The sequence below is a fragment of the Pseudomonas syringae group sp. J309-1 genome (assembly GCF_032582135.1).
Taxonomy (GTDB): domain Bacteria; phylum Pseudomonadota; class Gammaproteobacteria; order Pseudomonadales; family Pseudomonadaceae; genus Aquipseudomonas; species Aquipseudomonas quasicaspiana.
Map to the genome: position 1 here is coordinate 1 of NZ_JAWHNU010000068.1, position 22,333 is coordinate 22,333.

The 22,333-nt window shown below is 51.1% G+C and carries 17 protein-coding genes and 1 pseudogene; all 18 read right to left on the reverse strand.

What is annotated here, in order from left to right; genetic code table 11:
* Positions 1–435: 435 nt before the first annotated feature.
* The 18 genes and pseudogenes from RX972_RS25540 to serC all read right to left on the reverse strand — a co-directional run bounded on the left by RX972_RS25540 (position 436) and on the right by serC (position 22,157).
* Positions 436–2,130 carry a rhamnan synthesis F family protein gene (locus RX972_RS25540; RefSeq protein WP_316879621.1) on the reverse strand — a complete coding sequence of 565 codons (1,695 nt, stop codon included), beginning with the start codon at positions 2,128–2,130 and terminating at the stop codon, positions 436–438.
* A gap of 1 nt (position 2,131) precedes the next feature.
* Positions 2,132–3,508: a glycoside hydrolase family 99-like domain-containing protein gene (locus RX972_RS25545; protein ID WP_316879623.1), complete on the reverse strand. Its 1,377-nt coding sequence runs from the start codon at positions 3,506–3,508 to the stop codon at positions 2,132–2,134.
* Positions 3,509–3,560: 52 nt separating this feature from the next.
* A complete protein-coding gene (locus RX972_RS25550; RefSeq protein WP_316879625.1) occupies positions 3,561–4,487 on the reverse strand; it encodes a class I SAM-dependent methyltransferase in 927 nt (308 codons plus the stop codon).
* A complete protein-coding gene (locus tag RX972_RS25555; protein WP_316879628.1) occupies positions 4,487–5,836 on the reverse strand; it encodes an ABC transporter ATP-binding protein in 1,350 nt (449 codons plus the stop codon). Before RX972_RS25555 ends, RX972_RS25550 begins: the two co-directional genes overlap by 1 nt.
* Positions 5,826–6,659, reverse strand: coding sequence for an ABC transporter permease (locus RX972_RS25560; protein ID WP_316879630.1), 834 nt, complete (start codon positions 6,657–6,659; stop codon positions 5,826–5,828). The genes RX972_RS25555 and RX972_RS25560 overlap by 11 nt, the downstream gene beginning before the upstream one ends.
* Before the next feature lie 2 nt (positions 6,660–6,661).
* Positions 6,662–7,216 carry a dTDP-4-dehydrorhamnose 3,5-epimerase gene (rfbC, locus tag RX972_RS25565; protein WP_316879632.1) on the reverse strand — a complete coding sequence of 185 codons (555 nt, stop codon included), beginning with the start codon at positions 7,214–7,216 and terminating at the stop codon, positions 6,662–6,664.
* A gap of 564 nt (positions 7,217–7,780) precedes the next feature.
* The gene (locus RX972_RS25570) at positions 7,781–8,692 is read right to left on the reverse strand and encodes a glycosyltransferase family 2 protein (RefSeq protein ID WP_316879653.1); all 912 of its coding nucleotides are present in this window, start codon (positions 8,690–8,692) and stop codon (positions 7,781–7,783) included.
* A gap of 210 nt (positions 8,693–8,902) precedes the next feature.
* A complete protein-coding gene (locus RX972_RS25575) occupies positions 8,903–9,817 on the reverse strand; it encodes a glycosyltransferase (RefSeq protein WP_316879634.1) in 915 nt (304 codons plus the stop codon).
* Positions 9,818–9,823: 6 nt separating this feature from the next.
* Positions 9,824–10,702, reverse strand: a complete 879-nt coding sequence (rfbA, locus tag RX972_RS25580; RefSeq protein ID WP_316879636.1) for a glucose-1-phosphate thymidylyltransferase RfbA — start codon at positions 10,700–10,702, stop codon at positions 9,824–9,826.
* Between the two features lie 278 nt (positions 10,703–10,980).
* Positions 10,981–12,432: pseudogene (locus RX972_RS25585) on the reverse strand (MBL fold metallo-hydrolase RNA specificity domain-containing protein).
* 415 nt (positions 12,433–12,847) lie between these two features.
* Positions 12,848–13,090, reverse strand: coding sequence for a lipopolysaccharide assembly protein LapA domain-containing protein (locus RX972_RS25590; protein ID WP_027897945.1), 243 nt, complete (start codon positions 13,088–13,090; stop codon positions 12,848–12,850).
* Between the two features lie 9 nt (positions 13,091–13,099).
* On the reverse strand, positions 13,100–13,408 hold the full coding sequence (ihfB, locus tag RX972_RS25595) for an integration host factor subunit beta (protein ID WP_027897944.1): 309 nt from the start codon (positions 13,406–13,408) through the stop codon (positions 13,100–13,102).
* A 508-nt stretch (positions 13,409–13,916) separates the two neighbouring features.
* On the reverse strand, positions 13,917–15,608 hold the full coding sequence (gene rpsA / locus RX972_RS25600) for a 30S ribosomal protein S1 (protein ID WP_027902857.1): 1,692 nt from the start codon (positions 15,606–15,608) through the stop codon (positions 13,917–13,919).
* A gap of 121 nt (positions 15,609–15,729) precedes the next feature.
* Positions 15,730–16,419 (reverse strand): (d)CMP kinase, encoded by a 690-nt coding sequence (gene cmk / locus RX972_RS25605; protein ID WP_027902856.1) that lies wholly within the window; start codon positions 16,417–16,419, stop codon positions 15,730–15,732.
* Positions 16,416–18,623, reverse strand: a complete 2,208-nt coding sequence (locus RX972_RS25610; protein WP_316879642.1) for a bifunctional prephenate dehydrogenase/3-phosphoshikimate 1-carboxyvinyltransferase — start codon at positions 18,621–18,623, stop codon at positions 16,416–16,418. Before RX972_RS25610 ends, cmk begins: the two co-directional genes overlap by 4 nt.
* 28 nt (positions 18,624–18,651) lie before the next feature.
* Positions 18,652–19,764 (reverse strand): histidinol-phosphate transaminase, encoded by a 1,113-nt coding sequence (gene hisC / locus RX972_RS25615; RefSeq protein ID WP_263268050.1) that lies wholly within the window; start codon positions 19,762–19,764, stop codon positions 18,652–18,654.
* Positions 19,765–19,977: 213 nt separating this feature from the next.
* The gene (pheA, locus tag RX972_RS25620; RefSeq protein ID WP_027902853.1) at positions 19,978–21,072 is read right to left on the reverse strand and encodes a prephenate dehydratase; all 1,095 of its coding nucleotides are present in this window, start codon (positions 21,070–21,072) and stop codon (positions 19,978–19,980) included.
* On the reverse strand, positions 21,072–22,157 hold the full coding sequence (gene serC / locus RX972_RS25625) for a 3-phosphoserine/phosphohydroxythreonine transaminase (RefSeq protein ID WP_263268052.1): 1,086 nt from the start codon (positions 22,155–22,157) through the stop codon (positions 21,072–21,074). Before serC ends, pheA begins: the two co-directional genes overlap by 1 nt.
* Between the last annotated feature and the right edge of the window lie 176 nt (positions 22,158–22,333).

The following is a 22,333-nucleotide window of genomic DNA, read 5'->3' on the forward strand; positions in this document are numbered from 1 at the left end:
CCAATGGCGACCACGATTGAAGATTACGAAGCGCTGTTGCCGTGGAACTGCTCGCCGGTGTCGCCCAGCTAAGCGCGTTACCCATCTTGAAGTCGGTGGGGTTTATGGAGCGCTTACGTAGATGGATTTTCGAAAGTCCAAGGGTTTGGGGTAGAAGTACACTTTTTCGACTTTGGCGTTGGGTCGCATCATGGCGGGGCTGGCTCCAAAAAGAGAATCGGGAGCGCAGCATTCAGGATCAAATGTGGGCTTGGACTGCGGGGGTTCATGGATCACCTACTAACGTCAAACCCTCGGAAAGGCAAGTACGCTAATCAACAATACGTCCTTGGGGTCCACCCCCCTATTTAAACGAAGCGACTCACACCTGCTCACAAGCTTTATCCCTCGATGAGCAGGATGAACGAGCGGCGCAGCGCATCCACTACTTCTGAATCAAAGTACGGGAACAGAGTTCTGATCGGTAGGCGTACTATCAATCTCTTCTCCGTCTAACTTCAAGCTAGACGTTTTCAACCCCGCGTATCTAGATAATGGACAAAATATTCTTTCAAACGCGTGAGCGGTAGTGCCATCTTGCATTCCATTCTCTTGAGGAAACACCAGATAAGTAGGTGAGAGTCTCTTGAGAGGAGAAAGCGCTTTCGGAGAAAACCAAAACATCGAACCAGCAAAAAAACCTAAAGGTGGATGGCCATCATCAGGGATAACACCCAAAGTAGACAATACACAACCTACAGTAACTTTGTTTGCCCCCCAAAAACGCTCATTACTTAGATAGTACTGATGCGGCCCGATGATACCAACGTCTCTACTCTCGAATAGACCTACAATCTTGGCAATATCTCGCGACGATCCCATCAGCGACCCATAGATACTTTTTCTCCACTCATTACCCGCCGCGCTATATTTGCTTTTTTTAGAGTGCAGTTTCAGGACCGCTAGATAGTTGTCGAGGGCGCCGCTCAAATAGAGCGAAAGAAAAGGCCCGATATCCCTCCCTCGGTTTTCACTCACATGAACCGTAATGCTAGTCGCTACTTTAGAAGCGTGATCAATGATAGAACTCACATCGCCTTCAAACGGAGTGGTTATGTATAAATCAAATGGCTCTACGATACATTTTAGGTAGCGCAAGATTTCGTCAAGTAAATCGTAATAGTACAGATGGATAACAACCGCCAATCTAACGCCTTTGACGTGCGCGCGCCCCCACTGCACAGAACGGTAATTAGGTAGGGGCGATGCGCCTACACTGAATTCAGAAAGGCCATGATCATTCAATCTGTAGCTAGCCTTGGAGGCTACGAGCGACAACTCTATTTCTTTAGCAAACCTTTCAGGTATGCGCTCCTTGAAAAGTGATAGATCTAAATTGTGAGGATTAGTTCTAAGTACTTCCGATTTTACCAACCCAAACCTATCTGATATTTGCTGAAATGCAAAATGCGTCCAATTAATGGCGTTAATATCTTTAAATACACTTAAATTTAAAAAGCTCCATACAGATGACTTAGCCAGCAAAATCTTAACCCATTTGAATCGTGCCGACAAACTTGTGAAAATATCCGGTCGATACAGTACCGTTACCGAAACATCATTTTTTTTCAACAACGAGGAAAATCCGATTTCATAGTTAAAAATTATCTCGAATTTGCTGTTTAATGGTTTGATATCCGATAAGTATTTTGAAAACCATTGGGAGCTTAATACGTCACCCCCTAACATCATCATATAAGATTGCAGATGCCACTCAAACTGTTTAGATTCCGTAAGCCCCACAATATTGTTTGAGCTCACTTTAGCCACCATCATTTCTAGAAGCGTCAGAAATTTTGGCTCTGAAGTTAAGTAATAACTAGAATTAGTGATCAGCAAACAACCAACATTAAAATTACGCAGGGCAAATATGATACCAACTTTGTAGCTGTAAAAATCATAACCTATGTTAGGCCTCCGTATCAAGGTAGTCTTGAAAAAACCCTTAAGGGCCTCATCGTCAACATCGCTAGTTGTGACGAGTACTACTCTATCGAATAATGTCTCCAAGCAAGTGATGACTTGCTTGAAATTTTGTTCCAATCTGTTGTTCAAATCAAAATGAGCAACAATAGCGACTTTCTCTCTCATATCAACCTCGGATACGCCGAGCTAATAAATAAGCAGACCTTGCAGTCTTGTAGAGAAAAGGCCACTTGGCCAAGCGCGCAGAAATTTTGTGTGCCAGGTTACCTACCGGTTTATAATTTCGTAGCGCTTCAGTGATCTTTTCTGATTCCGCGCTGGAAGTCACTGACTTGGCGTTTTTTAACATCTCCGCGGTCAAGCTTGCATATAACGCCTCTCTCTCGTCGGTAGTATTTTTAGGCTCACCTATGTTATATGAAGAGCGCAGCGTCTCTTCTAGATAGGCTAATCCCCATTCTTGATCCGGCTCAAGGTGGCAACCCTCGCCCCATTCATTCCAAGCATTGATAAAAATGAAATTGTCGCTGTTATTTGCACTTTGCTCACGCGTATACGCACGCAAATATCTCAACCAGTATCCAAATAATGTAGGCGTCGCATTCACTACCGTTGTTGGCGTCAGTTGCCTGCGAGCCGTATTATCCCAGCTGGGAATAATACCTCTGTATAGCTTATAGCTAGGCACTTCACGCTTGGCGCTTTGTGCGATCATTTTAAAATAATCCACCACCCCACCACTAAAGCCCGGCGTTGTAAATTTAGGCATTACGTCAGGGACACTTTGAGGCCCATTAAACTTGTGAGGGGGAAACTCTACTAACGCATCGGCATTAACTTCTTCCGGACTGTTAATATCGTAAAAATCGACGACGGCAATATGTAAACCCGGAAAACCATGCTGGACAGCGAGCGATCTCCACTTACCAAAGGATGCACTTGGATCTGGCATACTTTTGGCGCGATAGACAACTAACATGGGTTTACCGTCAACTAATATGTAACGGGAATCTTTAAAATACTCGAGCAGCGATAATATAAAATTTTCATCGTCTTCATCAGCATAATTTTGACCCAGCAATACGCTTTTTTCATCGCCTGACCAAGTTCGTGTCCAATTTTCATTGGCCCAACACAGGCAGAACTTGATGTCTATATCTGATTTGAGAAAATTTTCTACCGGTTTTTCGAGAATACGGCGCCCGCTAAACCAGTAATGATAGAAGCAAAACCCGTATACACCATAAAGCTTGGCCATCTCAGCCTGCTCGTACATGACGTCAGGGTGCGTAAGGTCGTAGAAGCCAAGTTCTCTAGGTATGTGAGGCTGGTAATGCCCCTCAAAATTAGGTTTCCCCTTGGCGACATTAGTCCACTCAGTAAAACCTGGCCCCCACCACTCAGAATTCTCAGCAGTACGATGGTACTGCGGCAGATAAAAAGCCAGCAGTTTACTTAGATCCTGCGTTACCTGAGTGTCGGCCGGATCTATCAGGTCGTGGCGCGTCGAAAGCGCATCGAAGGATGGGGTAGTCTCAGTCATAAAAGGATCTCTTAATTATCTATGTAGCAATCACCAAAAATTAGAAAACGTATCACTTTAATAACTTCAGTTTTGCCAAAAGCCGCCACGATTTTGATTTTTTGATATTTTGTAATTCTGCGTTAGACATCAGCAACTCATTCTGGGTTTGAGCTAGGTTAGATTCTGTCTGCTCTTGGTCGGCCTTGGCTTGATTGAAACTAGATTCTACATGTTCGTATTCCGCCCTCATTTGAGGGATCGTGACACCTTCAAGTTCCTCAATTTTACTTTGTTTCTCACGAACAATTTGCTGCAGCCAGAGCCGCTCGGCAAGACGCTCGCTCAGCGGTGCGACAGCCTTTATCGAGTTGATCAAGGTTTCATCATCTTTATAGACATTTCCTACTAATAAAACACCTAACCCATTACTATGGGAAAAATTATAGGACGGGTATAAGCCACATATTTCAGACCAAAATCTTTTAACTCCAAAACCTTCAGTATCGACGTCGGTATCATGAAATATTATGACACCTCGATCAGAAATTTTGGGCAGCCAAGTCATGTAATCATTTTTGACCGCGTCATACGTATGGAGCCCGTCGATATGAAGAAGATCTACGCTTTTGTCTTCAAATTGCGGCAGTGCGGTTTCAAATCGCATGCGCAGGTATGTAGAAAACGCTTTAAAATTTTCGTCGTTGTATTTACTGAAGGTGTCAAAGATCGCTTCGGAATAGCTTCCAGTATGCTCATCCCCTTCCCAGGTATCAATTGCTACACATTGCGTAGATAATTCTGCATCTTTGATCGCTTGACATAAAGCAAAATAGGAAGTACCCGAGTAGCTTCCAAGTTCAACAAACACGTTAGGTTCCAACGCCTTCGCGAGCCAAGCGGCAAAAGGGATATGCCCCAGCCAAGAAAGAGGGTGGGCGATATAATCTGGGTTGATAGCAAGTAAGTCTAATTCACCAGATTGATTTTCGATGTTCATTAAATGTTACCTTTATTCAACAAATTTATCTCAAGCATGGGTATGCCAACTATACCAGTTGACAAAGGATCATGGTGAGAACGAAACAAAAGCGCATCATGCACCCACTGGTGATGAATATGTTCAGTTTGTGTTCCCTCTGCGACAGCCACCGCAATGGAATAGTCACCTTGGGCTAGCCATGGCATCGGGAATTTGAATTCGGCGATAAAGCTGCTACCACGTGCTGATGTGATGGGGGCACTAGAGTAACTAATATATGTATTATCACCAAACAGCGTTTGGCCAAGACGGTCCTTCACATAGAACCCTACGATCGGACTAACCAACAACTTTAGTGAGACCACCTCAATGCGCAGCGTTACAACCTCGCCACCGACGACCCAACTCAATGCAGCACCGCTGCTATCATTTAGCGTGACGTTAAGAATTTTCGCACCACCCTGTCCAAACTCTTCGGTTTGTGTGGAGTTAAAACGAAAAACTTCCATGTCATTACGTTGATTGCTGGAATTTACAAAGTCTTGACGATGATCGCGCCAAATAGCGGGTTCTGTCGCTGTGATGTTTTCAATCACAGTGTTGTCTGCTGCCGGCAGGTCTGACACTTGGCTTTCAAACAGTGTAGCGAGATACATCTCAGCTACGGCCTTAGCGGGGCCATATCCTTTAATCTCACCTTTGTCCAACCATATCGCCCGGTCGCAAAGATTTATCACTGAACTTGTGTCATGACTGACAAAAAGAAGTGTGTGTTCTTTTTTGAAGGCTCTCAGAAATCTCATGCACTTTTGAGTGAACAAAGCGTCACCCACCGCAAGAGCCTCATCAATAATAAGTATATCAGCGTCTACATGAGCAATAATGGCGAAGGCTAAACGTACAAACATACCGCTTGAATAGGTTTTTACAGGTTGGTCAATAAAATCGCCGATATCTGCAAACGCTGTGATCAACTCAAATTTTTGATCAACTTCATTACGATGTAAACCGTAAAGCGCTGCCGATAAATAAACGTTTTCACGTCCGGAAAATTCGGGATTAAAACCAGCCCCCAACTCAAGTAAGGCCGCAACTTTTCCTTTTATTGCTATCGTACCCTCTGTCTGATTTAGCGTTCCGCAGATCATCTGCAGCAATGTAGACTTGCCGGATCCGTTTTTTCCAATGATGCCTATCGTTTCTCCCTTCCTGAGATCAAATGAGACATCTTTTAAGGCCCAAAATTCACGGTAGTATTTCTTTTTGGTACGAACGAACATTTGCATCAATCGCTGATGCGGACTCGCATAAATTGCAAAGCATTTGCTCAATCCATTGACACTGATAGAGATTGGGTTAGATGACATCAGCAAAACCTCGGCGAGTTTTTTGAAACCAGGCGAAACCTAACCATGCTATCAACATGCTAATTAGAATACTTATAAGAAGATGAGTAGGATCAGGGACACGACTTAGTAATAAAACATCTCTTGTTTGCTCGATTATCGAGGTCAACGGATTAAACCTTAAATAAAACTGAAACTTTAAAGGAAGCGAAGCGAGAGGATAAAAGACAGGGGACATGAACATCAATACTGTAGTCACAATACCTACCGTCTGCCCTACGTCACGAAGATAGACGCCTAACGATGATAGAAACCAACTCAGCCCCATGCACAGGAACACCAGTGGCAAAAGCACTACAGGAAGTAAGAGAGCAGTCCAAGTGAGAACATGATTTGTTAATAAAAAAAACGCGATCAAAACGACGAAGCTGATTGAGGCGTTAAAGAGAGCTGTTCCCATCACGGTCCAAGGCAATATATCCAATGGAAAAACTACGCGCTTCACATAGTTAGGGTTACCGAGAATCAATCCTGGCGCTCTGTTCACACATTCAGCAAAAATCCCATATACGATCATGCCAGTAAATAACATAATCGCGAAATCAGCTTTGCTTTGCTCGCCGTCCGGTGCTCCCGCTCCAACCCATCGAGCCTTAAAGACCACGCTAAACACAAAGGTATAAACAGCTAACATTAAGATGGGCGTCAGGAAAGCCCACAGAATTCCAAAAATAGAGCCTTTGTATCGGCTGCTAATTTCTCGCTGAGTCATTTGAGCGATGAGCTGACGATAGCGCTTTCCACTGCGGTACATTTCGATTGGCGTGACACTAAATTTTTCCATCTTTATTCGACACCTTCGAAAACATCGGCATGATTAAACAAACAAGCGTTTTGGTCTTTGTTAGAAAGCGATGGGGTTCCCGTAGTAGGCCACTCAACTCCTATGATGGGATCGTTCCAGACAACACTACGCTCATGCGCTGCAGCCCAATAATCAGTGGTTTTATAAAGAAACTCAGCCTCCTCGCTAATCGTGAGAAATCCGTGAGCAAACCCCTCTGGTATCCACAATTGTTTTTTATTATCTGCACTCAGGTATACTCCTACCCACTTTCCAAAGGTAGCCGACTGACGGCGCATATCTACAGCGACGTCAAAAACCTGGCCTTTAGCGACCCTTACTAACTTCCCCTGCGGTTGCTTAATCTGATAATGCAAACCACGCAGTACGTTTTTTGACGACTTTGAATGATTGTCTTGGACGAAATCTACCGAGTAACCTACCGCTTCATTAAATTTGCGCTGATTGAAGCTTTCGAAGAAAAATCCTCGATCATCACCGAAGACCTCTGGCTCAAAAAGAATGACTTCTGGTATTGCTAGCCGCACTGCCTTCATTGCGATCAACCCTTGAATGTGATCATTACTCTAAAAAAACCAGCCAGACGCAGTAGCAAATTGCCGTCATGCTACGAAATTTAAGGCTGCGTACAAATTCCATCAGCCTTTTGACCACCTTATGTGCCATCCATAATCCCCTGCTCCATGGAACCGCGCCATTTTGGCACCGGATTTGGCGAAACCCTATTCGCCTAAACCCTTACAGAAAGCTTGAAATTTTAACACGTTAGTCACCTTACCGCAGCGTATTGTCAGCCGACAACCTACCTGTTGGAGGTCGTGTATTCTACCTCCAGTTCCCCACGAGTAGCCTTCATCTCCAATTAGCAATGCCGTCGCCAAGACCCAGCACTAATATGATCTGAAGTTATAGATTAGGAATCTAAGGGTGGGCAACTAGCAACACTTTGTATTTGGAAGTTCCGCGCCCGACGTTCTAACTGCTGGGACCCAGCTTGATAAAGCCACTTCCTTTAACATGGTCACACGAATATACTTCTATATTGGATTAGCCAACAATCAACAATCAACAATCAACAATCAACAATCAACAATCAACAACTAAAGCTTGCCCAGCAATGCAGCTAAAAACAAACCTAAATTCCCCAATACTGTTTGACGATATATTCCACATCGTTTTAGATATAAAAAACGTCTGATCAATTTAGATGAACGCGCCTTCCTAAAGCATTCAAATCTAACTCCATTTTCGGGACTCATTCTAGAACTGACTGAGCTTAGCGCTGCAATATTTCGGTCATTCCAGCTTTGAGAGCGTCCGTTAAACATTGTACGAAGACGAACAACTCGTGCACCCCAACCCGTATTTGAACCAATAATATTAGCATCGTGCTGCCTGTATAGCAGTGTTGGCGTTAAATCATGAACGACTTCCCCCCCAACACCAGCAACGAGCAAGTAAACCCACCAGTCGTGAGCAACAATATCCAGATCGGGTCCAGCATGGAGTAAAAGATCGTGGGCCTGGCTATTGAACACCATTGTATTGCCTCCCCCGATACTTTGTACCAGTGCATTAGCGAAACTAGGCGCGCGCTTAAATGCGGGAGAAAATCCGATTGAGCTTCCGGCGCCATCGATTAACTCAGTCCGCGCAGAATAGAGCAAAGGAGTGTCGGACGGATATCTCTGCAGAACTGACAGTGCGGCTTCTAACTTGTTATTTCGCCAGATATCATCCTGATCAGCCCAGGCATAGAAGTGCGAACGATTGCGCACACTGCAGGTTACCGACAGAAAGTTGGCCGCAAAACCCCGCCTTGGACCCTGGCGTACATCAAGCTTTTCCTCCCCCCAGTTATCGCGATAGCGCTGCAATATCTCTAACGTTCCGTCTGTGGACCCATCATCTGAAACGATAACTGACCAATTAGCGAAGGTTTGGTTAGCGATGGAGTCTAATTGCTGAGCTAGAAACTGCTCGCCATTAAACGTACACATGAAAATCGTCACATGCGTCAACGGTGATATTCCTTCTACGCTGCTACAAGAGCCAGCAGTATCCGCAATTTTTTGATTAGCAAATGGAACAGAGACTACCACCTAGCACCCCAAGTAATAAATAAAAAACCGCACTGTTGAGGAGCGTCTAGCTTATAGCCGATCCCTTTAATACATCAGCAGGATCAGAAAAAAGCTCTCTCAATTCATGCATTACTGATCTCACCCCTTCACTCCAGTCCCAAGCAAACAGATGAAAAAGAAAGCAATCTTGTCGCGCCCTCGCCTTCGACATCTTGAGGCTTGAAGTGCTAGCAAAATGAGATCTCGTGTATTCATCTTTTTTTGAAATTGAACCGGTAATTGAGCTTCGTTCCCAGACAACTCGACAATCGCCTGAACCTGCGAAAACCACCAGCCGCTTCTGATCATTCTGTGTCGAGCAACAAACGACCTGATGCTAGTGTTCGCACCAAACTGGTTGCTGTCGTGCTGGCGATAGCGCATCGAAGGCTGGGGATCAATAAACCATTTAAAATTATGGCTCCGCGCAAACGCATAACAGTACCAATCGTGCAAACTGACTTCTTGCAGCTTCTCCCAGTTAGCCAGTATTGAAACCTTCAGACTCGCTACCAGCTTGCGACTCATTACATAAGTGCATCCCGGGCCCGCGGCTTCAAATAGATAATCCCAGGCCACCTGCTGCTGAGCCTTGTTTACCAGCTTGGTTCTGCCGTCTGGCCAGAAGGCGGTTACGTTGCTGGAGTAAGCATCTATATCGCGGCTTAGGATTGCCTGCGTTGCGCGAGAGAGCTTGTCCAGATCCCAGACATCATCCTGATCGGCAAACGCCACGAAGTCATAGTCAGAAAGGTCAACATCGCGGATTAGCCGGAAAAAGTTGCGCGAAGCCCCGCCGAACCTACCGGCTGGAGGAAGCGCCACTACAGCATCTTGCTTTCCAGAAAAATCCCGGCACCACGCCTCTGTGCCATCTGTGGATAGGTCGACACTAATATAAACAGTCAGGTCGACATCTATCTGGGCAAGGATCGAAGCAAGCTGCTCCTCGATCCATTCCATTCCGTTGTAGGCAGCCAGTAAAACAGCGACCTTGGGGTGCGTTACTGGCATGACGAATCAGGCCAGCAGCTTCTGGAGATACTGGCCATAGCCAGTTTTCTTCAAGGCCTCAGCCTGAACACCGAGCTGCTCTGCGCTTATCCAGCCATTGCTGTAAGCGATCTCTTCAAGGCAAGCTACTTTCAAACCCTGACGATGCTCAATGGTGTGCACAAAGTGACTGGCTTCCAGTAGAGACTCATGAGTCCCCGTATCCAGCCAGGCAAAACCGCGACCGAGCATTTCTACGTTGAGGGTCTGCTGTTCGAGGTAGGCGAGATTGACGTCGGTGATTTCCAGTTCACCGCGCTCGGAAGGTTTGATGTTCTTGGCGATCTCGACAACCTGGTTGTCGTAGAAGTACAAGCCAGTCACGGCATAGCTCGACTTCGGCTGCTGAGGCTTTTCTTCGATGCTCAGGGCTTTGCCGCTGGCATCGAACTCCACCACACCAAAACGCTCAGGATCAGATACGTGGTAGCCGAATACGGTAGCGCCGTGTTCCTGGGCGCTGGCAGAGCGCAGGTTTTCAGTAAAGTGCTGACCGTAGAAAATGTTGTCGCCCAGGATCAGGCAGCAAGGGTCATTACCAATGAACTCTTCACCGATGATGAAGGCCTGTGCCAGGCCATCAGGGCTTGGTTGTTCGGCGTAGGTCAGGCTGATTCCATACAAGCTGCCATCCCCCAACAACTTTTGAAAGCTCGGCAGGTCTTGCGGGGTGGAGATAATCAGAATCTCACGCATGCCGGCCAGCATTAGCACCGACAGCGGGTAGAAAATCATCGGTTTATCGTAGATCGGCAGCATCTGCTTGGAGACACCCAAGGTCAAAGGGTGCAGGCGAGTGCCCGAGCCGCCAGCGAGGATGATGCCTTTACGATTTACCTGACTCATTTTCTGAAACTTCCCTAATAGTTCGGAGTTACTACACGCAGCAGATCCAGCAACGTGTTGAGAAAGCTGTCATGGCATCTGACAGGATCTAATACATCGTTCAAGAATTAAGATGCGAGAGCTTTATGGCCCATCATAATCAACGGTTCTTTACGCCCACCAAGGGTAGGAACTGAACGGCTAAAAGCGCGTAGGATAACCTCCACCTTGATGTGCGACAACAAGGCCTCTTCAGAAGCAAAGACAGCGACAGTGCTAATCGCTGTCTTGCTCACCCGTTATTGCGGAACCGACAGCTTGAGCGCGCTCTTTTTCAGAGAGTATTTGCGCTCCAACACATCCCCCAGCACTTTTTTCGCACTCGCCTCGCCGTGAACCAATGTGATCTCTTCAGGCCATTCCTTCATCCCAGTCACGAAGCTGACCAGCTCTGACTGATCCGCATGAGCCGAGTAGCCACCGACCGTGGTAATTCCGGCCTTTATCTTGTATCGCTCTTTGTCGAGCTCAACGTAACCTTCTACGGGTCCATATTTCTGTATGGCGGCGCCGGGCGTCCCTTTGGCCTGATAGCCTACAAATACGACGTTGTGACGAGGGTCGCCCAGCATGGCCTTGAGGTAATTGACGATCCGCCCACCTGAGCACATTCCACTGCCCGCAATGACGATTGCCGGTCGGCCGGTGCTGGACAGGTAATTCACCACCATCTGGTGCTTGTCGTGGCTGTCAACGGTGATGAGTTGTTTGAACCCCAGAGGGTTGCGGCCTTGACTCAAGCGCTCTTGAGCTGCGGTATTCCAGTAGCCATTGAAGTCCTGGTAGACCTTGGTAAACCGGCTGGCCAACGGGGAATCGAGGATGACGGGCAATTGCGGCCAATCGATGGGCAGGCCATCAGCATCAACGGCGTCAAACGCGGGATCGCGGTCTTCGATCAGTGCTTTGCGGCGCAGGATATCTTCTATCTCAAACAGCAGTTCTTGGGTGCGACCGATGCTGAACGCGGGAATCAGGATCGTGCCGTGATCAGCTAATGCCTTGTCGATGACCTTTTCCAGGCGCGTCTGACGGCTACCGCGGTCCTCATGCAGACGATTACCGTAAGTGTTCTCAAGAATCACCAGGTCTGCCCGCTCGGGTGGCTCAGGGCTGATGAGCAGTGGATTGAGACGAGATCCCAGATCGCCGGAAAATACGATGCGCTTCTGTCGCGACTCAGTGGGGTACTGAACATCACACTCGACATAAGCAGAGCCGAGTATGTGGCCCGCACGCTGCAGCCTGACCTTTACAGCCAGCTCAGGGGTATCAATCAGCGCATGCCAGGTATTGAAGGGCAAAGCGATGGTTCGCTTCTGAACAATAGCCAGATACCGCTCAATCTGCTTGCTGTCATGAGCAAACTGATACTTCCAGGCATCTTAAAGGGTGAGCGGCAACATTTTTGCCGAAGGCTCGCTGCAGATTATTGGCCCCTCGTAGCCCGCAGCCAGAAGATCCGGAATACGCCCTACGTGATCGACGTGAACGTGGGTCAGGAGCAGTGCTTTTACTGTGTCTATCGCGAAATCAATTTTCGAATCCCGTCCTGGCCCGGTCACCTCCGAATATTCGAGGCGCAAACCACAGTCGACTAACATGCTATGGTGCTCGTCAAAGCTCACCTGATGACAGGACCCTGTCACACTCCGGACACCGCCATGATGGACAACTTCTGGATAACTCATGAATACCCTCGGCCTAAAACATCGCTAAAGCCTGAATTCGCACTGCACCGGTTCCAGCGCGCAATATCGACTTCAGACTGATCAAGCGGCCGCATTCTGCCGCCCTGTGATTCCTTTGCAAGGGCATGAGCCGTTGACGGTTTCGGCTGGAAATACCCCAAGCCGCGCACGGCGCTAAGGCACCACCCAGCAAACACGGGCGTAAAGGCGCAGAGGACAGGAATCAGTAGAATTTTCCGACAGGCAGGAGGTAACCGCTCCCACAAGAATTGCCGGGGAGGACTACACAAAGTGTCGGTAGGAATAAACGCAATGAACAAAGCTTTCAGCCGAGTACTACGTTCGTAGTTTCAGCGCTGAAGAGCTTTGCTGATGATAACCAAGGAGTACCTACAGAGCTGTAGATAGCCTTTGCTCAAATTGAGCGACGGTCCAGCTTCCGTTTTTTACGAAGTACGACGACCCATCCTAATAGCGGGCCGATGAGCATGCCCGCGAGCAGCGCAACAATGATCGGTATAGCGAGGAACAGCTCAGGCGAAGACCAACCCAAAAAGACCAGTGAGACCTTCTGTTGATTCTCCAGAATAAAAACGATCGTCGACACGATAAGCGCCAGCGCGACCACGGCCGCAATTACTCGTGTAAACATCCGCATCTGTTACTCCTATCGAGAGGCCACAAGGCCCTCTTCTTCGTCTTCGTTTACGCGATCACGCAGCTCTTTGCCCGGCTTGAAATGCGGAACAAACTTGCCGTCAAGGCTGACCGACTGGCCGGTTTTGGGGTTACGCCCTACTCGTGGAGCACGATAATGCAGGGAGAAGCTGCCAAAGCCACGGATCTCGATGCGGTCGCCTGTCGCCAGACACTGGGACATTTGCTCAAGCATGGTCTTGATAGCCAACTCTACATCCTTGGATGAGAGCAGCCCTTGATGGGTGACAATTCGTTCGATCAACTCCGACTTCGTCATATTTTTCCCTTCTTTTTCAAGCAGCTAGATAAGCGCTCCGAAGGTTTTAGCATGACTGGATGAATTTGAATAGCCCGAGTATTGACTTATGTGAGTTGGTCACAAATGAGGGATATTAGCCAGCGCGCGCCAGGCCGCGGAATACAAGTGATGCGGCCCGGATTCGCGTTCAGCCTTTGTGTGGTCGCTGCCGCCCGAATCCAGCAAGCCCCGAAAGCGAAGCGCAGCTATCGCGGGCAAGTCGGAATGCCGCTCACTCGCCCACAGATGGGTCATGACCTTAAGTTAAAGGAGCCCCGTGGGACCGAACTTATTCGGGAAGGCGGTATTTCAGGCCATGCATAGGCTGCGGATGTACCTGCCTAATCGCGAATGAATTCGCTCCCACCAGGAATGAATTTGCGAGCCAACATAGGCCACGCAAACCACGATGGAGAGCCTCCCTATCAAATCGCGCCCACAAAAAAGGGCGACCGAAGTCGCCCTTTTTCCAATGGTTAAGCAGAACTTAGTTCTGTTTTTCCATTTGAGCACGCAACAGGTCACCAAGAGTGGTAGGACCAGTGTTTTCTGCGGTCTCAGGCTTGCTACGCAGGCTTTGGATCGCTTCTTTCTCGTCTTCAACGTCTTTCGACTTGATGGACAAGCTGATCACGCGGCTCTTGCGGTCAACGCTGATGATCTTGGCTTCGATCTCTTCGCCTTCTTTCAGAACGTTACGCGCGTCTTCAACGCGGTCACGGCTGATTTCGGAGGCTTTCAGGGAAGCTTCGATGTCGTCGGCCAGAGTGATGATGGCGCCTTTGGCGTCAACTTCTTTAACGATACCGCGAACGATTGCGCCTTTGTCATTGACAGTGACGTACTCGGAGAACGGATCGCTTTCCAGCTGCTTGATACCCAGCGAGATGCGCTCACGCTCTGGATCAACAGACAGGATCACGGTGTCGAGCTCGTCGCCCTTCTTGAAGCGACGTACGGCTTCTTCGCCCACTTCGTTCCAGGAGATGTCGGACAGGTGAACCAGGCCGTCGATGCCGCCGTCCAGACCAATGAAGATACCGAAATCGGTGATCGACTTGATGGTGCCGGAGATTTTATCGCCCTTGTTGAACTGGCCAGAGAAATCTTCCCATGGGTTAGATTTGCACTGCTTGATGCCGAGGGAGATACGACGACGCTCTTCGTCGATGTCCAGAACCATAACTTCCACTTCGTCGCCGACTTGTACGACTTTCGAAGGGTGGATGTTTTTGTTGGTCCAGTCCATTTCGGAAACGTGTACCAGGCCTTCCACGCCTTCTTCCAGCTCTGCGAAGCAGCCGTAGTCGGTCAGGTTGGTAACACGCGCAGTTACGCGAGTGCTTTCCGGGTAACGAGCCTTGATAGCAACCCATGGGTCTTCGCCCAGTTGCTTCAGACCCAGGGAAACACGATTGCGCTCGCGATCGTACTTCAGCACTTTTACATCGATCTCATCGCCAACATTGACGATTTCCGATGGATGCTTGATGCGCTTCCAGGCCATGTCGGTGATGTGCAGCAGGCCATCGACGCCACCCAGATCGACGAATGCGCCGTAATCGGTGAGGTTCTTGACGATACCTTTGACTTGTTGACCTTCCTGCAGGGACTCGAGCAGAGCTTCGCGCTCGGCACTGTTCTCGGCTTCCAGCACGCTGCGACGCGAAACAACAACGTTGTTGCGCTTCTGGTCCAGCTTGATGACCTTGAACTCGAGCTCTTTGCCTTCCAGGTGAGTCGTGTCGCGCACTGGGCGGACATCGACCAAAGAACCAGGCAGGAACGCACGGATGCCGTTAACGTCGACAGTGAAGCCGCCTTTAACCTTACCGTTGATAACGCCCTTGACCACTTCTTCAGCTGCGAAAGCCGCTTCCAGAACAATCCAGCACTCGGCACGCTTGGCTTTTTCGCGGGACAGCTTGGTTTCGCCAAAGCCGTCTTCTACCGCGTCCAGAGCAACGTGAACTTCGTCGCCGATCTTGATGGTCAGATCGCCAGCGTCGTTGTGGAACTGTTCCAGCGGGATCAGGCCTTCAGATTTCAGACCAGCGTGAACCGTCACCCAGCCTGCCTGGTAATCGATATCAACGATGATAGCGGTGATGATCGAACCGGCCTGAAGGTTGAGGGTCTTTAGGCTTTCTTCAAAAAGTTCTGCAAAGCTTTCGCTCATTTTAATTCCTGTTGATCAAGGGCGAAGGATACGCCCATCTGCCACGTTCCAGACAACGTGGGTTACGTTCAAGTAAAAGAAAGCCTGCGGGACTATTTCTGGTCTCCCACATGCTTCTTTGTCACCCGGCGATATCGCGAAGCGCGATTTCACTCAGAATGCGTTCCAGCACCTGCTCGATGGACAACTCGGTGGAATCCAGCTGAATAGCGTCATGCGCTGGCTTGAGCGGGGCTACCGCTCGCTGGGTGTCACGCTCATCGCGTGCACTGATCTCATCTAGCAGACTCGACAGACTAACATCATCGCCCTTGGCCTTCAACTGCAAGTAACGTCGACGGGCACGTTCCTCGGCGCTGGCGGTCAGAAAAATCTTCAACGGAGCGTCCGGAAACACGACGGTTCCCATGTCGCGACCGTCTGCGACAAGGCCTGGCTCTTCCTGAAAAGCACGCTGGCGTTGCAGCAATGCATCACGCACCGCAGGCAATGAAGCCACCTGCGAAGCGCCGCTGCCGACCTGCTCATTGCGAATAGAGTGAGTAACGTCCTCACCTTCCAGAATGATCCGCTGCTCCTGCCCTGCCGTTCCGCTTACGAACTGCACATCCAGATGCGCAGCCAGCAGCTTCAAGGCCTCTTCGTTGGTCAGGTCCACGCCGTGGTTGCGGGCGGCGAACGCCAGCAAGCGATACAGCGCGCCGGAATCGAGCAGGCTCCAGCCGAGGCGTTTAGCCAGCAGCCCTGCAACTGTGCCCTTCCCGGAACCGCTAGGTCCATCAATGGTAATTACCGGTGCTTGAATTTTCACAACTGCCCCTCTTGCGCTACACGCATGCCGACTTGAGCGCTAAGCGCGAGAAAATTTGGGAACGACGTAGCGACGTTCGCACAATCATGGATCTGAATCGGCGCCGCTGCACGCAGCGCCGCAACACTGAAAGCCATGGCGATACGATGATCGCCTTGAGCATTAACCACACCACCACCTATCTGACCGCCATCAATGATAATGCCGTCCGGGGTGGGCTCGACACTGATGCCCAGAGTTAACAGACCGTCGGCCATGGCTTGAATACGGTCCGACTCTTTGACGCGCAACTCTTCAGCACCCCGCAACACCGTACGACCCTGCGCACAGGCGGCGGCCACGAAGATCACCGGGAACTCGTCAATGGCCAGCGGCACCAATGCTTCCGGGATCTCGATACCCTTGAGTGACGCCGAACGCACACGCACGTCAGCCACAGGCTCACCGCCCGCCTCGCGCTGATTCTCCAACGTAATGTCGGCCCCCATTAGACGCAGGATGTCGATGACACCTGTGCGGGTCGGGTTGATGCCGACATGTTCGAGCACCAGGTCGGAGCCTTCGGCAATGGACGCGGCCACCATAAAGAAAGCAGCAGACGAAATGTCGGCAGGCACTTCAATACGCGCAGCGGTCAATCCAGAGCCAGACGTCACAGAAACTTTCGCCCCATCGACCGTCACCGGGTGGCCGAAGCCACGCAGCATACGCTCCGTGTGATCCCGGGTCGGTGCAGGCTCGATCACTGTCGTAGTGCCCTGCCCGTAAAGGCCGGCCAACAACAGGGAAGATTTGACCTGAGCACTGGCGATTGGCATTTCATAGGTCACGCCATTGAGCGTTTGCCCACCCTTGATCTTCAAAGGCGGGCGCCCTTCCGCCGCGGTTTCAATCACTGCACCCATTGCCCGCAACGGCTCTGCTACTCGACCCATCGGCCGTCGCGAGAGCGAAGCATCGCCGGTCAATGTACTGTCGAAACTCTGCGCAGCCAGCAACCCGGCCAGCAAGCGCATGGACGTGCCGGAGTTGCCCAGATAAATCGGTCCGGGCGCAGATTTGAGCCCATTAAGCCCAACCCCATGGATCGTCAGGCGACCATGATGCGGCCCCTCGATCACGACCCCCATGTCACGGAACGCCTGCAGCGTTGCCAGCGCATCTTCACCTTCAAGAAAGCCTTCAACTTCTGTAACACCCTCAGCCAGAGAGCCGAGCATGATGGAGCGATGGGAGATGGATTTGTCACCCGGCACACGAACACGACCCGAAACGCTACCGCCTGGGCTGGCGAGAAATACCAGGTTCTCAGCCTCCACGGGCTCTACGTAGGCACGCTGGGCAAGGATCTTGCCGAAATGCTCACGTGCCATTCGCGCACGCGTGAACACACCTAATAGCTGATGACCATCACCCGCGACCATTGCGTCACGCAGCGCATCCAGATCCGTTCGAAACGTGTCCAGCGTGCGCAGCACAGCCTCACGGTTGGCCAGAAAGATGTCGTGCCACATCACCGGATCGCTGCCTGCAATCCGCGTGAAATCACGAAAGCCACCGGCCGCGTATCTGAAGATGTCGAGATTTTCGTTACGCTTGGCCAACGAATCCACCAGACCAAACGCCAATAGATGAGGCAAATGACTGGTTGCCGCCAGCACCTCATCGTGACGTTCGACCTCCATGTGTTCCACGTCAGCACCCAGTTCGGACCAGAGTCGATCGACCACCGCCAGAGCTTCAGGATCAGTCTCGGGCAATGGAGTAAGGATTACTTTGTGTCGTTTGAACAACTGCGCATTGGAAGCTTCGACGCCGCTCTGTTCGGAGCCAGCAATCGGATGCCCTGGAACGAACCTCGGTGGCATTGCGCCGAACGCCAGACGCGCAGCTCGAACCACATTGCCTTTGGCACTGCCAACATCGGTCAGCACTGCGTCGCCCAGGTCAAAGGTCGCCAGCAACGCCAGGACTTTTTCCATCGCGAGAATCGGCACAGCGAGCTGAATCACGTCAGCATCACGGCACGCCACAGCCAGATCCGCTTCACAGCGATCTACGACACCCAGCTCAACAGCCAGCTTGCGTGACTGGGGGTCGAGATCAACGCCGACCACCTCACCACACACGCCACTTTCACGAATGCCTTTGGCAAAAGACCCGCCGATCAGGCCAAGCCCGACGACCACCAAGCGCCGAATCATAGGTGGGTTTGGTTTCACTGAGATGACATCAATCACGCGCCAGAACCCTGGCCAATGCCTCGAGGAAACGAGTGTTTTCTTCCAACAAACCGATACTCACACGCAGATGATTGGGCATACCGTAGCCAGCGACGGGGCGAACAATCACACCTTCGCGCAGCAAACCTTGATAAACCGGACCGCTGTCACGTCCCAGGTCTACCGCAATGAAATTACCTTTGGAGGGAATCCAGCTCAGCCCGAGCAAGCGCAAACCGCCCTCAAGCTGCTCCATGCCGACTTCATTCAACTGGCGACTTTTAGTCAGGTATTCAGCGTCATCCAGCGCCGCGCATGCTGCGGCCAAAGCTAGGCTGTTGACGTTGAACGGCTGCCGAACGCGGTTCAGCACGTCTGCCACGGCAGGAGACGACAAGCCGTAACCCACACGCAATGACGCCAGGCCGTAGGCCTTGGAGAATGTGCGCGACACCAGCAGGTTCGGGTACTCAGCCAGATAATCGAGGCCATCGGGCAGATCGCCACCCTGGGCGTATTCGATATAGGCTTCGTCCAGCACTACCAGCACGTGCTCAGGGACAGCGGCAAGAAAGCGGCTCAATGCATCCGGCCCAAACCAGGTACCGGTCGGGTTGTTCGGATTGGCGATGAACACGACGCGAGTATCGGCATCAATCGCCGCCAGCATCGCAGGCAGATCATGCCCCCACTCTTTGGCTGGCGTGACGCGGGCGGTAGCGCCGATAGCCTGGGTGACAATGGGATAAACCGCAAAAGCGAATTCGCTGAATACCGCGTTCAAGCCGGGAGCCAAGTACGCACGGGCGACCAGCTCAAGAATGTCATTGGAGCCGTTGCCCAGCGTCACTTGATCGACCTGCACACCACAACGTTCTGCAAGGCGCTTTTTCAGCTCGAAGCCATTGCCGTCCGGGTAGCGCGTCAGTTCGGCCAATTCGTCGCGAATCGCAGCCAGCGCCTTCGGGCCGGGGCCCAACGGGTTTTCGTTGCTCGCCAGCTTGATGATTTTTGCGGGATCGATGCCCAGCTCTCGTGCCAGCTCGTTCACAGGCTTACCCGGAACATAAGGCGAAAGTTTTTGCACACCTGGCTGAGCCAGTGCGAGGAAGTCGCCAGTCATGTGTCGCTACCTCCTATCAACAAGATGCAAATCACTGAATTGAAATGCATTTCTGTAGGAGTGAGCTTGCTCGCGATAGCGTCAGTTCAGACGACAAATTCGTCGACCAGGATACCGAATCGCGAGCAAGCTCACTCCTACAGTTCAAATGTTTGCAATAAGACAGCGCCGCGTCAGGAACGCGAGCCAATAAGTAATTCTGTAGCTGCTCTTTTAAAGAACCGCTTTCGGGTATGAACCCAGCACCTTGAGCGCCACTGCTTCCTGACTGATGCGCTCCAGCACCGCTTTAACCAATGGATCGCGATGGTGGCCAACGAAGTCGATGAAGAACACGTAGGTCCACTTACCGCTGCGCGAAGGACGGGTCTCGATACGCGTCAGGTCCAGGCCGTTCTCATGGAATGGCACCAGTAGCTCGTGCAGAGCGCCCGGCTTGTTGCTCATGGACACGATGATCGAGGTCTTGTCGTCGCCAGTGGGCGGGACTTCCTGGCTACCGATGATCAGGAACCGGGTGGAGTTGTCCGGACGGTCTTCGATTTTTTCAGCGATGCGCGTCAAACCGTACAGGTTTGCACTCATGTCACCGGCAATCGCTGCAGAATTCCACTCGCCTTTGACCCGCTTGGCGGCTTCGGCGTTGCTCGCGACGGCGATCCGCTCGACATTCGGGTAATGCGCATCCAGCCACTTGCGGCACTGAGCCAGCGACTGAGCGTGGGAGTAAATACGGCTGATGCTTTCGGTCTTGGTGTTTTCACCAATCAGCAGATGATGGTGGATGCGCAGCTCGACTTCACCACAGATCACCATGTCATGCTCAAGGAAGCTGTCCAGCGTGTGATTGACCGCGCCCTCGGTGGAGTTTTCCACCGGCACGACGCCAAAGTTCACCGCACCGGCTGCCACTTCACGGAACACTTCATCAATCGCAGCCATGGGCAGACTGATAACTGCGTTACCAAAATGCTTGATCGCTGCTGCCTGAGTGAACGTCCCTTCTGGACCGAGGTAAGCAACCTTCAGCGGCTGCTCCAGCGCCAGGCACGAAGACATGATTTCGCGAAACAGACGCGCCATCTCTTCGTTGCTCAATGGGCCACGATTGCGCTCCATGACCCGCTTGAGCACCTGGGCTTCACGCTCGGGGCGGTAAAACACCGGCACTTCGCCTTCAGCCAGATTGGCCATTTTTACTCGCGCTACTTCCTGGGCGCAGCGTGCGCGCTCACTGATCAACTCCAGGACTTTTTCGTCCAGGCTGTCGATGCGGACGCGTAGCGCCTTGAGTTCTTGCTCGGACATTAGCCGTGTTCCTTCTCGAACTCTGCCATGTAAGCCACCAGCGCGTTGATCGCGTTGATGTCCACGGCATTATAAATAGAGGCACGCATGCCACCGACCGAACGGTGACCTTTCAGATTAAGCAGCCCGCGCGCATCAGCACCTGCCAGGAATGGCTTGTCCAGACGATCATCAGCAAGGCGGAACGGCACGTTCATCCACGAGCGGTCAGACTTGTTGATCGGGTTGCTATACAGCCCACTGGCATCGATGAAGTCGTAAAGCGTGCGCTTTTTGACTTCATTGAGCTTGCCGATGGCTTCAACACCGCCCTGCTCTTTCAGCCACTCGAAGACCAGACCGGAGAGGTACCAGGCCAGCGTCGGCGGCGTGTTGTACATCGAGCCGTTATCGGCCGCGACCTTGTAGTTGAGCATGGTCGGGCACACCGAACGGGCGCGACCCAGCAGGTCTTCGCGAATGATCGCAACGACGATGCCGCTTGGGCCGATGTTTTTCTGTGCGCCCGCGTAGATCATGCCGAAACGCGAGACGTCCACCGGACGGGACAGGATGTCCGAAGACATATCAGCCACGAGCGGCACATCACCGGTCTCTGGAATCCAGTCGAACTCCAGACCGCCAATGGTTTCATTCGGGGCGTAGTGAACGTAGGCCGCGTCTTTGGACAGCTTCCACTCGTTCTGGCCCGGGATGGCGAAGTAATCGTAAGGCTTGGCGCTGGCAGCCACATTGACGTGACCGTAACGCGAAGCTTCTTCAATGGCCTTCTGCGACCAGATACCAGTATCGATATAGTCGGCAGAGCCGTCTTCAGGCAACAGATTCAGGGGGATCTGAGCAAATTGCTGGCTCGCGCCACCTTGCAGAAACAGCACTTTGTAGTTCGAGGGAATCGTCAGCAGGTCACGCAGATCCTGCTCGGCCTTGTTGGCGATGGAAGTGAACTCATCACTGCGATGGCTCATTTCCATGACGGACAGGCCTTTGCCATGCCAGTCCAGTAGCTCCGCCTGGGCACGCAGCAGAACAGCTTCAGGAAGCGCAGCAGGACCTGCGCAGAAGTTAAAGGCTCGCTTGCTCATATCCACTCTCACTACGCTCTGATTTTCTCAGGCTTGGGTCATCTGGAGTACGAAGCGTCGAAGGCCGCGAAGCGGTGAGAACCGTTCGCAGCCTTCGGCTACTTCTGTCAAACAACACGCGGTTGTTTGAATTTAACTGATCTCGGCAGGAGCGAACTTGTTCGCGAGAGGGGCTT